Origin of the sequence: Salmonella enterica subsp. arizonae (assembly GCF_008692845.1) — a bacterium.
GTDB lineage: Bacteria > Pseudomonadota > Gammaproteobacteria > Enterobacterales > Enterobacteriaceae > Salmonella > Salmonella arizonae.
Genome location: NZ_VXJW01000002.1, coordinates 357,666 through 370,984, shown reverse-complemented (window position 1 = coordinate 370,984; position 13,319 = coordinate 357,666). Strand labels below are relative to the sequence as shown.

14 protein-coding genes and 2 pseudogenes are annotated in these 13,319 nt (G+C 53.9%); 9 read left to right on the top strand and 7 right to left on the bottom strand.

Features of this window, described 5'->3' with window-relative positions; genetic code table 11:
* Positions 1–98 precede the first annotated feature (98 nt).
* Positions 99–515 (top strand): Cu(I)-responsive transcriptional regulator, encoded by a 417-nt coding sequence (cueR, locus tag F4V61_RS06415; RefSeq protein ID WP_001026759.1) that lies wholly within the window; start codon positions 99–101, stop codon positions 513–515.
* On the opposite strand, the gene F4V61_RS06410 is transcribed toward cueR, so the two are convergent.
* Entirely contained in the window at positions 507–968 is a 462-nt protein-coding gene (locus F4V61_RS06410) for an NfeD family protein (protein ID WP_000561182.1), read from the bottom strand. The genes cueR and F4V61_RS06410 overlap by 9 nt on opposite strands.
* On the bottom strand, positions 965–1,882 hold the full coding sequence (locus F4V61_RS06405) for an SPFH domain-containing protein (protein ID WP_000906148.1): 918 nt from the start codon (positions 1,880–1,882) through the stop codon (positions 965–967). The genes F4V61_RS06410 and F4V61_RS06405 overlap by 4 nt, the downstream gene beginning before the upstream one ends.
* A gap of 146 nt (positions 1,883–2,028) precedes the next feature.
* Here F4V61_RS06405 and fetA point away from each other — a divergent pair, with 146 nt between their 5' ends.
* Positions 2,029–2,706, top strand: a complete 678-nt coding sequence (gene fetA / locus F4V61_RS06400; protein WP_079828091.1) for an iron efflux ABC transporter ATP-binding subunit FetA — start codon at positions 2,029–2,031, stop codon at positions 2,704–2,706.
* The gene (fetB, locus tag F4V61_RS06395) at positions 2,693–3,472 is read left to right on the top strand and encodes an iron efflux ABC transporter permease subunit FetB (protein ID WP_079828092.1); all 780 of its coding nucleotides are present in this window, start codon (positions 2,693–2,695) and stop codon (positions 3,470–3,472) included. The genes fetA and fetB overlap by 14 nt, the downstream gene beginning before the upstream one ends.
* A gap of 2 nt (positions 3,473–3,474) precedes the next feature.
* Here the strand turns inward: fetB and F4V61_RS22785 are convergent.
* The 4 genes and pseudogenes from F4V61_RS22785 to tesA all read right to left on the bottom strand — a co-directional run.
* Positions 3,475–3,554 (bottom strand): annotated as a pseudogene (locus tag F4V61_RS22785) (hypothetical protein); the annotation flags it as partial.
* A gap of 4 nt (positions 3,555–3,558) precedes the next feature.
* Complete coding sequence (cnoX, locus tag F4V61_RS06390; RefSeq protein WP_038396683.1) at positions 3,559–4,413, bottom strand: chaperedoxin; 855 nt, start codon at positions 4,411–4,413, stop codon at positions 3,559–3,561.
* 59 nt (positions 4,414–4,472) lie between these two features.
* The gene (locus F4V61_RS06385) at positions 4,473–5,243 is read right to left on the bottom strand and encodes an SDR family oxidoreductase (protein ID WP_058345680.1); all 771 of its coding nucleotides are present in this window, start codon (positions 5,241–5,243) and stop codon (positions 4,473–4,475) included.
* Positions 5,244–5,397: 154 nt separating this feature from the next.
* Positions 5,398–6,012, bottom strand: coding sequence for a multifunctional acyl-CoA thioesterase I/protease I/lysophospholipase L1 (tesA, locus tag F4V61_RS06380; protein ID WP_038397814.1), 615 nt, complete (start codon positions 6,010–6,012; stop codon positions 5,398–5,400).
* Here tesA and ybbA point away from each other — a divergent pair.
* From ybbA to F4V61_RS06350, 6 genes and pseudogenes are all read left to right on the top strand, one after another.
* The gene (ybbA, locus tag F4V61_RS06375) at positions 5,983–6,669 is read left to right on the top strand and encodes a putative ABC transporter ATP-binding protein YbbA (protein WP_001110593.1); all 687 of its coding nucleotides are present in this window, start codon (positions 5,983–5,985) and stop codon (positions 6,667–6,669) included. The two genes, tesA and ybbA, sit on opposite strands and share 30 nt — an antisense overlap.
* Positions 6,666–9,080 carry a putative ABC transporter permease subunit YbbP gene (ybbP, locus tag F4V61_RS06370; RefSeq protein WP_079828093.1) on the top strand — a complete coding sequence of 805 codons (2,415 nt, stop codon included), beginning with the start codon at positions 6,666–6,668 and terminating at the stop codon, positions 9,078–9,080. Before ybbA ends, ybbP begins: the two co-directional genes overlap by 4 nt.
* 104 nt (positions 9,081–9,184) lie before the next feature.
* Positions 9,185–9,350, top strand: a pseudogene (locus tag F4V61_RS06365) (porin); the annotation flags it as partial.
* Between the two features lie 258 nt (positions 9,351–9,608).
* Complete coding sequence (locus F4V61_RS06360; RefSeq protein ID WP_000522804.1) at positions 9,609–10,439, top strand: MetQ/NlpA family ABC transporter substrate-binding protein; 831 nt, start codon at positions 9,609–9,611, stop codon at positions 10,437–10,439.
* A 36-nt stretch (positions 10,440–10,475) separates the two neighbouring features.
* Positions 10,476–11,492 carry a virulence-associated ABC transporter ATP-binding protein SfbB gene (gene sfbB, locus F4V61_RS06355; RefSeq protein ID WP_080161098.1) on the top strand — a complete coding sequence of 339 codons (1,017 nt, stop codon included), beginning with the start codon at positions 10,476–10,478 and terminating at the stop codon, positions 11,490–11,492.
* Positions 11,485–12,144, top strand: coding sequence for a methionine ABC transporter permease (locus F4V61_RS06350; protein ID WP_058819186.1), 660 nt, complete (start codon positions 11,485–11,487; stop codon positions 12,142–12,144). The genes sfbB and F4V61_RS06350 overlap by 8 nt, the downstream gene beginning before the upstream one ends.
* 38 nt (positions 12,145–12,182) lie before the next feature.
* On the opposite strand, the gene mnmH is transcribed toward F4V61_RS06350, so the two are convergent.
* Complete coding sequence (gene mnmH / locus F4V61_RS06345) at positions 12,183–13,268, bottom strand: tRNA 2-selenouridine(34) synthase MnmH (RefSeq protein ID WP_079828095.1); 1,086 nt, start codon at positions 13,266–13,268, stop codon at positions 12,183–12,185.
* Positions 13,269–13,319: the final 51 nt, after the last annotated feature.

Here is a 13,319-nt window from a genome sequence, read left to right as displayed (position 1 = left end):
CTTTATGATTGGTCATCAATTCATTGACCTTAGTAATCGTAGTGACTCACTGTGATAAAGGTTAAACCTTCCAGCAAGGTTAAGGTCAAGGGGAAAATATGAATATTAGCGATGTGGCGAAAAAAACCGGTTTAACCAGCAAGGCCATTCGGTTTTATGAAGAGAAAGGGCTGGTGACGCCGCCATTACGTAGTGAAAATGGTTATCGTACCTATACACAGAAACATTTAAACGAGCTGACGTTGCTGCGACAGGCGAGGCAGGTGGGCTTTAATCTGGAAGAGTGCGGCGAGCTGGTCAATCTGTTTAACGATCCGCGACGTCATAGCGCTGATGTAAAAAAGCGGACTTTAGAAAAGGTCGCGGAGATAGAGCGCCACATCAGTGAGCTGCAATCAATGCGCGATCAATTGCTGGCGCTGGCTGAGCGTTGTCCCGGCGATGACAGCGCCGACTGTCCGATTATTGATAATCTTTCCGGCTGCTGTCATCACAAGGCGCAAAAGTCACGTTGATGAAACGGCGCGGACGCGTAGGGTGATGCCCTCCACGGCGATCACTTCGACATGCGTACCCGCGCACATGTCTTCGTCAGCGCATACTGGCCACGAGCTGTCGCCGACACGCATATGTCCCCGCCCGTTAACTAACGCGGCATTGAGCATAAACCGGCGGCCTACCAACTGTTGCCCGCGCTGGTTAAGTCGTCTGTCGGTCGGCTTTTGTTCCCGCACGCGGCGCGCCAGCCAGCGCCACCAAAGCCAGGCCGCCAGTAACGTTAAGGCCGCAAACAGGACGCCCTGCCATTCCCAGCCGAGCGGTAAGAGCCAGACGGTTAAGCCGGTAATCGCTGCCGCCACGCCGCTCCACAGCATATAGCCGTTACCGCCGAGCATTTCCGCAGCTAACAACAGACCGCCGAGGCTAAGCCAGAAGATATGCGGATGTACCAGAATCATCGCTATCATGGTTTTTTCCGTTCGCTGGCGCTGTCCTTAACCAGCTCGCTGATCCCGGCGATAGCGCCCATCAGACTGCTGGCATCCAGAGGCATCATAACCACTTTGCTGTTATTCGCCGAGCCGATTTGCTGTAACGCTTCGGTGTATTTCTGCGCCACAAAGTAGTTTACCGCCTGAATATCTCCGGCGGCGATGGCTTCAGACACCATCTGCGTAGCGCGTGCTTCCGCTTCGGCGGAACGTTCGCGCGCTTCCGCCTGCAGGAAAGCGGACTGGCGTTCGCCTTCGGCTTTCAGAATCTGCGACTGTTTTTCCCCTTCGGCTTTCAGGATCTCCGCCTGACGTACCCCTTCGGCCTCAAGGATATAGGCGCGTTTGGTGCGTTCCGCTTTCATCTGGGCATTCATCGAAGAGATCAATTCCGCAGGCGGACGGACATCGCGAATTTCGATACGGGTAACTTTAATTCCCCACGGATTGGTGGCTTCATCGACAATATGCAACAGACGTGTGTTGATGCTGTCGCGCTGGGAGAGCATCTCATCCAGCTCCATCGAACCGAGCACCGTTCGGATGTTGGTCATGGTAAGGTTAATGATCGCCAGTTCCAGGTTACTGACTTCATATGCGGCGCGCGGCGCATCGATAACCTGAATAAAACAGACAGCATCGATAGTGACGTTGGCGTTATCTTTTGAGATAACCTCCTGCGAAGGAATATCCAGTACTTGCTCCATCATGTTGATCTTGCGGCCAATTCTGTCCATAAACGGCACAACAAGGCTTAATCCTGGCTGCAGGGTTTTGGTGTAACGGCCAAAGCGCTCTACCGTCCACTGGTATCCCTGCGGAACAATTTTGACGCCCGCGCCGACGATCACCAGCGCGACGAAAATGAGAATAGGGATAAGAATAAGCATAGTTAAACCTCCTGTTGCGTTGTCCATAAACCGATTTTGCTGACGAATTAAGCGAATTATACCTGATTCAGTAAGGCATGTTCCCCCCTTATTAATGACAGGGATACACTATCGCTATAAAAATATGAACAATGGATGCGCAATAAATGAAAGAACGTAATATGTTGCTTGAGTTAAAGCAGGTCGGTTATCAGACCGAGACGACAAAGGTATTGAATAACATCAGTTTTACGCTACAACACGGCGAATTTAAGCTCATTACCGGACCTTCTGGTTGTGGCAAAAGCACGCTGCTGAAAATAGTGGCCTCGTTAGTGAGTCCTGATGTCGGCGTGATTCTCTTTGAGGGGCAGGATATTACTACCTTGAGTCCGGAAACCTATCGCCAGCAGGTTTCTTATTGCGCTCAGACGCCAGCGCTATTTGGCGATACGGTTTACGATAATCTGATTTTTCCCTGGCAAATTCGCCATCAGCGCCCGCAACCGAAAGCTTTCGCAGACTCGCTGGCGCGTTTTGAACTGCCGGAGACGATTCTGCAAAAACCGATTACCGCGCTTTCCGGTGGGGAAAAACAGCGTGTCGCGTTAATCCGCAACCTACAGTTTCTGCCGAAAATACTGTTACTCGACGAAATAACCAGCGCGCTGGATGAACATAACAAACGGAATGTGAATGATATTATTCATCGCTATGTTCGCGATAAGCAGATCGCCGTCTTGTGGGTAACGCATGACACAGATGAAATTCAACACGCGGATAAGGTGATAACGTTAACGCCATCAGCCGGAGAGATGCAGGAGGCGCGTTATGAACGAGCATAATATTACTAATACCTCGCTGGCGTTATCGATGCTGCTGGTGGTGATAGCGATACTCATCAGTCATAAAGAAAAGCTGACGCTGGAAAAAGATATTCTGTGGAGCGTAGGCCGGGCGGTGATACAGCTTATTATTGTCGGCTATGTACTGAAATACATCTTTGGCGTTAATCATGCCGCTCTGACGCTATGGATGGTGCTATTCATCTGTTTTAACGCCGCCTGGAACGCGCAAAAGCGCAGTAAGTATATTGATAAAGCATTTCTCTCGTCGTTTATCGCCATCACCGTCGGCGCCGGGCTAACGCTGGCGGTACTGGTGCTTACCGGTTCGATTGAATTTGCGCCGATGCAGGTTATTCCGGTCGCTGGCATGGTCGCCGGCAACGCGATGGTGGCGGTAGGACTGTGCTATAACCAACTGGGGCTACGTTTTCACAGCGAGCAGCAGCAAATCCAGGAAAAATTAAGCCTGGGCGCAACGCCGAAAATGGCCTCTGCCGGGCTTATCCGCGACAGTATTCGCGCATCGCTTATCCCGACGATCGACTCGGCAAAGACTGTTGGGCTGGTGAGCCTACCGGGGATGATGTCCGGGCTGATTTTTGCCGGGATTGATCCGGTAAAAGCGATTAAATATCAAATTATGGTAACGTTTATGCTGTTGTCGACTGCCAGCCTGTCTACCATCATTGCCTGCTATTTAACCTATCGGAAGTTCTATAATTCGCGTCACCAGTTAGCGGCGACGCAGCTCAAGAAATCATGATACTTGCCGGATGGCGGCGTGAACGACTCATCCGGCCTGGGGGATGGGGAGGCCTGATAAGCGTAGCGCCATCAGGCAAGAGATAATTAATACAGTAGCGCGTACAACTGGCGGCGGTATTTCGAGGCCAGCGCGTCGCCGGTGCCGAGCGCGGCAAGGATCTCCTGGAAGGTTTTTCGCGTCTGCCCCTCGGCGGCGGCAAGATCTTTTCTCAGATGGCTGAACAGCAATTCCAGCGCTTCTTCATTACGTCCGACCTGGTGCAACTGCAACGCCAGTTGCGTCGCCAAAGCCGCATCTTGCGGATTCTCCGCGACCTGCTGCTGAAGCTGCTGAATTTCCGGCGTGTCTGCCGCCTGTTTAAGCAGATCGATCTGCGCGACCAGCCCCTGATAGCGGGTATCCTGATCCTGTAGCGGGATGGTTTTTAACACCGCTTCGGCCTCTTCTGAACGGTTCAGAGCAATGTGTGTTTCCGCCAGTAACAGGCCAATCTCACTGTTCTGATGAGAGAGCTGCCAGGCGTCTTTCAGCAGCGGCAGCGCGTCAATGTAGTTGCCTTCCTGCATTAACTGCATCGCCTGCTGCGCTTTTAGCTCTTCTTCGCGCGGTAGCACTTTATCCAGCAGAGCGCGGATCGCCTCTTCCGGCTGCGGCCCCTGGAAACCATCGACCGGTTGGCCATTCTGGAACAGATAGACCGTCGGGATGGCGCGCAGACCAAACTGAGCGGCGATCATTTGTTCGGCGTCGCAGTCCAGCTTTGCCAGAATAAACTGACCATTGTACTGGGCAACCAAGCTTTCCAGTACCGGCGTTAACTGCAGACAGTGTTGGCTGCGCTCAGACCAGAAATAGAACAGTACCGGCGTGGTCCTGGACTGTTCTAAGGTCTGCTGCAGGTTGGATTCATTAATATTGACAATATTCTGTACGGACATGGCGTCGCTCTCTTTTGTCTGTGTCACGTTTACATGGGGGCTGACAGGCGCGCTTCAACTCAGCTTTGTAAAATTTTATCCAGCATACGGCCCGGCAATATGCGTTTCAATGCTATCACCGCCCAGGTGACCAGCGTAACGGGGTAGCGCAGCTTAGGCTTATCGCTTTCAAAAGCATGGCGGACTTTCGCTACCACCGCGTCAGGATCGCGGGTGAAACGTGCGGCGATGCTGGGATTTTCTACCGGTTTATCGCGTTGCGTCTGGTTAACGTTATCCGTAAAACGGGTACGAATCGGCCCGGGTTCTATCAGGCTCACTTTAACGCCTGTGTGCCGTAGTTCCATGCGCAGCGCGTCAGACCAGGCTTCCAGCGCGTATTTGCTGGCGGCATAAGCGCCGCGCCCAGGAGTAGAAATTAGCCCCATCACCGATGAGGTCATCACAATGCGCCCTTCGCCATGCGGCAACATGGCGGGAAGTAAGCGCATGGTAAGCTGATGCGCGCCGAAAAAATTACTGGAAAACTGTTGTTCCATCTGCTCACGGCTGATGGTGGAAAGGGGGCCATAAACGCCGTAGCCGGCATTGTTAAAGATCCCGTATAGACGATTATCGGTCAGAGCGATCACGTCGTCGGCGGCACGATCCACGCTTTCAGGAGAGTCGAGATCGATCAACACACCGGTAAATCCCATGCTGTTCATCCGGGCGACATCATCAGGTTTGCGGCAGCCCGCCAGGATTTGAAAGCCCTGGCGTTTAAGTTCAAGCGCGCTATCCAGACCGATTCCGCTGGAACATCCTGTTATTAAGACCGATTTTTGCATAACTTTACCTGTCAGGATCTCCGTTGATTTAAGAGTCGTGGTTAACTATATCCGTCATACTTCAAGTTGCCTGTGCGTTCGTTTACCCCAGTCACATAGGTGTCTATGCTCCTGGAAATTCTCTTACGTGCCGCCTTCATGCAACTCGAATTATTCAGGAGAGAAAAGGGGTCAACTGCTTCGCCATCCAGTCGGCAATAAACGGCTGGGCGTCGCGGTTGGGATGAATACCGTCATCCTGCATCCACTGGGGTTTCAGATACACCTCTTCCATAAAAAACGGTAACAGAGGAATATCGAACTCTTTAGCGAGCTTAGGATAAATGGCGCTAAAGGATTCATTATAACGGCGACCATAGTTAGCGGGCAGATGAATTTGCATCAATAGCGGTTGGGCATTGGCGGCTTTCACCGCCTGGATGATTTTACGTAGCGTTTGTTCGGTTTGCGCAGGCGCAAAGCCACGCAGGCCATCGTTACCGCCAAGCTCCACCAGTACCCAGCGTGGCTGGTGCTGTTGCAACAGCGCAGGCAAACGCGTCAGCCCCTGCAGCGAGGTATCACCGCTTATACTGGCATTAACGACCGGCGTTTGGTTTTGCCATTTATCATTAAGCAGCGACGGCCACGCCGCGCTGGCAGCCATACGGTAACCGGCGCTAAGGCTATCGCCCAGAACTAATAAGGTGTCTGCGGCGGCGACGCGGAAGGTTAACAGGAACAAAAACAGGAAGGGCAAATGCCAGCGGAAAATAGTGTTGAAGTTCATCGTCTCAGGAAGTCCGTCGGTCAGGGTGAGCATGAGCTTTCCATCCTTACTGGAGTTGAACTGGTTGTCAAACGCGGCGAAACCATTGCGCTGATTGGCGAATCAGGATCGGGGAAATCTACGCTGTTGGCGATTCTCGCCGGACTGGACGACGGCAGTAGCGGGGAGGTCAGTCTGGTGGGGAAACCGCTTCACCAGATGGACGAAGAGGCGCGGGCGCAGCTTCGCGCTCAGCATGTCGGCTTTGTTTTTCAATCCTTCATGCTGATTCCTACGCTCAACGCGTTGGAAAACGTCGAACTGCCAGCCCTGCTGCGTGGTGAAAATAACGCTCAGAGCAAGGCGGGGGCGAAAGCGCTGCTCGAACAACTGGGGCTGGGAAAACGGCGCGATCACCTTCCGGCGCAGCTTTCCGGCGGCGAACAGCAGCGCGTAGCGCTGGCGCGCGCGTTTAATGGGCGTCCTGATGTGCTGTTTGCCGATGAACCGACGGGTAATCTTGACCGTCAGACCGGAGATAAAATCGCCGACCTGCTATTTTCACTGAACCGCGAGCACGGCACCACTCTGATTCTGGTGACGCATGATCTGGCGCTGGCGGCGCGCTGCGATCGGCGGTTACGGCTGGTCAACGGTAAGTTACAGGAGGAGGCATGATAGCCCGCTGGTTCTGGCGTGAATGGCGATCGCCCTCGCTGATTATTGTCTGGCTGGCGCTAAGTCTGGCGGTAGCCTGTGTACTGGCGCTCGGCAGTATCAGCGACCGGATGGAAAAAGGGTTAAGTCAGCAAAGCCGCGAGTTTATGGCGGGCGATCGGACGCTGCAAAGTTCGCGAGAGGCGCCGAAAGCCTGGATTGAGGAAGCGCGTAAACGCGGCCTTAAGGTGGGCGAACAGTTAACCTTTGCGACAATGACGTTTGCCGGCGATACGCCGCAACTGGCTAGCGTGAAGGCGGTAGATGGCGTTTACCCGATGTACGGCGAATTGCAAACCCGTCCTGCCGGAGTTAAACCGCAGCCGGGTAACGTACTGCTGGCACCGCGTCTGATGGCGCTGCTTAATCTGAAAACGGGCGATACCATAGATGTCGGCGACGCCACCTTACGTATTGCCGGTGAAGTGGTACAGGAACCGGATTCCGGGGTTAACCCTTTTCAGATGGCGCCGCGTCTGATGATGAATATGGCCGATGTGGCAAAAACCGGCGCAATACAGCCAGGGAGTCGCGTGATGTGGCGATATAAATTCGGCGGAACGCCGCAACAGCTTGCTGGCTATGAAAATTGGCTGTTGCCGCAGCTTAAACCTGAACATCGCTGGTATGGGCTGGATCAGGATGACGGGGCGCTGGGGAAATCGCTTGAACGTTCGCAGCAGTTTTTACTGCTTTCGGCGCTACTAACGCTACTGCTGGCGGTGGCTGCCGTCGCGGTGGCGATGAGCCATTACTGCCGTAGCCGCTACGATCTGGTGGCGATTTTAAAAACGCTGGGCGCGGGCCGGGCGCAGTTGCGTAAGCTTATCATCGGACAGTGGCTGATGGTGCTGGGGCTTTCCGCCGTCACAGGGGGCGCGATTGGGTTACTGTTTGAAAAAGTATTGCTGGCGCTGCTAAAACCGGTATTGCCCGCCGATTTGCCGTCCGCAAGCCTGTGGCCCTGGCTGTGGGCGCTGGGCGCGATGACGGTCATCTCTTTGCTGGTTGGTTTACGGCCCTATCGGTTGTTGCTTGCGACCCAGCCGCTACGGGTCCTGCGCCGCGATGTCGTCGCCCGCGTCTGGCCGTTAAAAATGTACCTTCCCGTTGCCTGTGCCGTCGTGGTGGCGCTGCTCGCCGGATTGATGGGCGGAAGTATGCTGTTGTGGGCGGTTCTGGCGGGCGCCGTGGTACTGGATCTGCTGTGCGGCCTGGTGGGCTGGATGCTGCTTAACGTGCTGCGCGGCATGACGTTGACGTCGCTACCGCTGCGTCTGGCCGTCAGCCGCCTGCTGCGCCAGCCGTGGTCAACGTTGAGTCAGCTTTCGGCGTTTTCGCTTTCGTTTATGCTGCTGGCGCTATTGCTGGTGCTGCGCGGCGATCTCCTCGAACGCTGGCAACAGCAGCTCCCGCCGGAAAGTCCGAACTATTTCCTTATCAATATTGCTTCAGGACAGGTTGCGCCGCTGAAAGCCTTTTTGGCGGAACATCAGGTGATTCCGCAGACGTTTTACCCGATTGTGCGGGCACGGTTAACGAAGATAAACGGTAGTCCGACGGAAGGCCGGCAGGATGAGTCGCTCAACCGCGAACTGAATTTAACCTGGCTGGATACGCGCCCGGACCATAATCCGCTGGTCGCCGGCCACTGGCCGCCAAAACCGGGCGAAGTCTCCATGGAGGAAGGACTGGCGAAACGGCTGAACGTCAGGCTCGGCGATAGCGTAACCTTTATGGGCGATACACAGGCGTTTAGCGCCAAAGTCACCAGCCTGCGTCAAGTAGACTGGGAAAGCCTGCGGCCCAACTTTTTCTTCATTTTTCCTTCCGGGGCGCTGGACGGGCAACCGCAAAGCTGGTTGACCAGTTTTCGCTGGGAGAATGGCAACGGCATGTTAACGCAGCTTAACCGTGAGTTTCCTACCGTCAGCCTGTTAGATATCGGGGCGATCCTGAAACAGGTGGGGCAGGTGCTGGAGCAGGTCAGCCGGGCGCTGGAGGTGATGGTCGTGTTAGTCACCCTCTGCGGCATGTTGCTATTACTGGCCCAGGTGCAGGTCGGGATGCGTCAGCGCCATCAGGAGCTGGTGGTGTGGCGCACGTTAGGAGCGGGAAAGAAACTGTTGCGTACCACACTCTGGTGCGAATTCGCCATGCTAGGGTTGGTTTCCGGGCTGGTCGCCGCGATTGGCGCGGAAACGGCGCTGGCGGTCTTACAAATTAACGTTTTTGATTTCCCCTGGGAGCCGGACTGGCGTTTATGGGTGACACTGCCGTTTTGCGGCGCGCTACTGCTTTCCGTATGCGGCGGCTGGCTTGGCGTCCGTTTGCTGAAAGGTAAAGCGCTATTCCGCCAGTTTAACGGTTAATTCATAATGTGAATAATTTCGCGCCGGTTTTTAAAGCGGCGCGTACTTGTTTAGTCGCACAAATTGGTAAGTGATTCATTTTTTTAGTAGCGTAAATCATTACAGGTGATGCGTGGGGGCTGGAATATTTTGTTGGTTACGCTTTCCCGATGGGGCAGTATGCCGTGAAATCGATTCAACCGTACTTTATGGGCGACCGCGTTGATTATGAACATGTTTTCACTCCAGTACCGACAACCTAACCTGGTGCGCCTGCGTTACGATTTCTAAATCGTTTTTCTGTGCCGGATGCCGACGTTAAGACATCTTATCCGGCATTTTTGCCTTTACGCTATTCCATTCTGAAAAACGCATAAGCGCCTGCCTCGCACATTTAACGACACACCTGGAAACATCATGAAATAATTTCAAGGACAGCAGGCTGTGATCTGTGTCATGTTATGAAATAGCCTTTCGTTTGGGCCAAAACAGATGACGCCGCATGTACGGTGTCCAGCACTGCATCACACTATTTAACATGGAGAAATTATGGGATTGGGTCAGAGTTTACGCATTGCGGCCGGCACGCTATTACTGGCATGCGGATTACAGTTTGCCCATGCCGATGGCTCCCCGCAAACGATCGTATTTGGCGTCGCGCCAGGGCCGTATGGCGACATGGTTAAGCAGGCGATTGCGCCGACATTAAAAGAAAAAGGTTATAAGATCGTGGTGCGCGAGTTTAGCGACTATGTCCAGCCCAATATGGCGTTATCTAACGGCAGCATTGATGCCAACCTTTTTCAGCATACCCTCTATTTTGACAAATTCACCGCTGACAAGGGGCTGAAACTCAGCAAACTTATTGTTGTACCAACTGCCGGGATGGGCTTCTATTCACGTAAAATCAAAAACCTGGATGAGCTTAAAAAAGGGGATATTATTACCCTTTCTAACGATCCGACCAACCTGGCGCGCGGTCTTCGCTTCCTGCAATCGCTGGGGCTTATCACGATTAAGGACAATATCGATCCGACCAAAGCCTCTGAACGGGATATCGCCAGCAATCCAAAAGGACTGGTTTTTAAACCGCTTGAGGCCGCACAGCTACCGCGCACGCTGGATGGCGTGACCGGCGCGCTGGTTAACGGGAACTTTGCTGTGGCGGCAGGACTGGATCTCTCTGGCGCGATTAAGCAGGAACACCTGGATGAGAATCTGAAAAATATCATTGCGGTACGCAGTGAAGATGCCGATAAGCCGTTTGCCAAAGATATTGTCGAGGCGGTGAAATCGCCGGCTTATCGTGCGGTCATCGACGATCCAAAGAATATTTATAGCGCCTTCCAGAAACCGGAATGGATGACCGCGACACCCTGATTGCAGCGGCGGCCATCCCCAATTTCTGAGGTGAATATGATTGAAATAGAAAAAGTCTGCGTCGATTTTACCGCCGGTCGCGGTACTCCCACGCGCGCGGTGGATAATGTGAGCCTGCATATCGCCGCAGGCGAGATTTTTGGCATTGTCGGTACCAGCGGCGCAGGAAAAAGCACTCTGCTGCGAACTCTGAACGCCTTAACGCGTCCCAGTCAGGGGCGCGTCAACGTCAACGGCGTGGAAATTTCGGCGCTGGACGGAAAAGCGTTACGCCAGGCGCGGCAGCGTATTGGTATGATTTTCCAGCATTTTAACTTAATGCATACCCGGACAGTGGCGCAAAACGTTGCGTTTAGTCTGAAAGCGGCTGGCTGTGAGCGCAGCAAAATCGCGCCGCGGGTGGCGGAAATTTTAACGCTGGTGGGCCTGGCCGATAAAGCGAACCGTTTTCCGATACAGCTCAGCGGCGGGCAAAAACAGCGGGTGGGGATAGCCCGCGCCATCGCTAACCACCCGGATGTTTTGTTGTGTGACGAACCGACTTCCGCTCTGGATCTGGAAACCTCCGCCACTATTCTGGCGCTGCTAAGACAGATCAATGCACAGCTCGGGATCACTATTGTGCTGATCACCCATGAAATGAACGTGATCAAATCTATTTGCGATCGCGTGGCGGTGATGTCGGGCGGTAAGGTTGTGGAGTCTGGCGAGGTGTTTGATGTGTTTGCCCACCCGCAACATGCTTTCATACAGCAGTTAGTGTCCCATACCCTTAATTTGACCCTGCCGGAACGTTTACGGGAACACCTGCCCGGGCAGTTGCTGAAAATTTTGTTTATCGGCGATTCGGCGGAGCAGCCGGTGCTGTCGGAGGTGGCGATCCAGTTTGGCGTCGCGGTCAATATCCTGCATGGCAAGATTGAGTATATCGGCGAACGCGCGTTGGGCATTCTGATGGTGCAATTAACCGCGCCGCATAATCCAACGGCGGTGGCGGCCGCCGTGGAGCATATCCGTCAACGTACCGCACAGGTGGAGGTGATCCGTGGATGATTTACTGCCGGATTTAACGCTGGCGTTCAATGAAACGTTCCAGATGTTGAGTATTTCAACGGTACTGGCGATTCTTGGCGGTCTACCGCTCGGTTTTCTGATTTTTGTCACCGATCGTCATCTGTTCTGGCAGAACCGTTTTATTTATCTCGTCGCCTCGGTTCTGGTGAATATTATCCGCTCGGTGCCATTTGTGATTTTATTGGTGCTGTTACTGCCGCTAACGCAGCTTTTGCTGGGCAATACGATTGGCCCGATTGCGGCCTCCGTCCCGCTGTCGGTGGCCGCAATAGCGTTTTATGCGCGTCTGGTGGATAGCGCGCTCCGCGAAGTCGATAAAGGGATTATTGAGGCGGCACTGGCATTCGGCGCCAGTCCGATACGTATTATCTGTACCGTACTGTTGCCGGAAGCCAGCGCAGGGCTGCTGCGCGGCCTGACGATTACGCTGGTGAGCTTAATCGGCTACTCGGCGATGGCCGGGATTGTCGGCGGCGGCGGGGTAGGCGACCTGGCGATTCGCTATGGCTACTACCGTTATGAAACCGAAGTGATGGTCGTTACCGTAGTGGCGCTGATTGTGCTGGTTCAGGTCGTTCAGATGCTGGGCGACTGGCTGGCAAAACGCGCCGACAAGCGCGACAGACACTAAACCGGATCAATGTAGCGTCATCCGACAATAAAAATAAGCTATTGCGCTTTTAGCCAGTTGGCAACTTCTTGCCATGTGCCGCGAAAAACGATATTCGCGGCTTTTTTCTCCAGTTGATAGCGATACATTGGGTCGTAATATTCATTCAGTAGCGGAACCAGCCATGCCATATGTCCGTCGGTGCTACCGTTGGATAATTGATCCGCCAGCGCCATATCCAGCGTGTTCGTTAGTTCGGCAAAGCGTTGCAACCCCAGACGGCGGCGAATGGCGAAAAGTCCATGATGAAGATATTCACTATACGCCTGCCAACCGCCTTCATCGCCGTAGGCGTGGATGAAATCGTGATGCATGCGGATGAAATATTCTTCACGCAGTCGTTCCAGACGAAGCGCAAACGGATCTTCCACTACCGTGATTGGCGCCTGCGCCATTCTTTCACGTAAACATTCAGGTAGATGGTTGGCGCCGATCGTTCGCCCTTCATCTTCCAGTACCCATCTTTTTAGCGTCTGACGCGCGTTAATTTTCAGCAATTCAACGGCAAGTTTGTTTTCAAAGCTGGCCTGGCTGAGCTGCGGTTTTAGCGTGCGGCCAAAAGAGGAGCCGCGATGACGCGCGAGACCTTCCAGATCCACGCCGTTGGGCTGTTGTCGCACCAGTTGCGTTTTGCCGCTGCCAGTGCAGCCGCCAATTAAAAGAATCGGTTTTTGCACCAGTTGCCAGGTCGCCTGAATTGCTGTCTGGCGCAGCGCTTTATAGCCGCCTTCAATAAGCGGGCAGTCAATCCCCGTTTCTTGCAGCCAACGTTGTACGATATGCGAGCGCTGACCGCCGCGCGCGCAGCACAGATACCCGTTGGGGAAACGTTGATACGCGGCTTTCCATGCCTCAAGCCGCTGCTGGCGAATGTCGCCGCAAACCAGCCGATGCCCCAGCGCTAACGCCGCATCCGCGCCCTGACGTTTGTAGCAGGTGCCGACGGCGGCTCGCTCGTCGTCCATCATTAATGGCAGGTTGATAGCGCCCGGCATAGCGCCCTGTTGAAACTCAATCGGCGCGCGTACATCAATTAAAGGCGTATCGGCAATGAGGAGCGCGTGATAGTTCGTTTCATGGTTCATGTGTAATCTCGAAAAACAAAACAGCAATAGCGAGATTTTACGCGCTCAGGG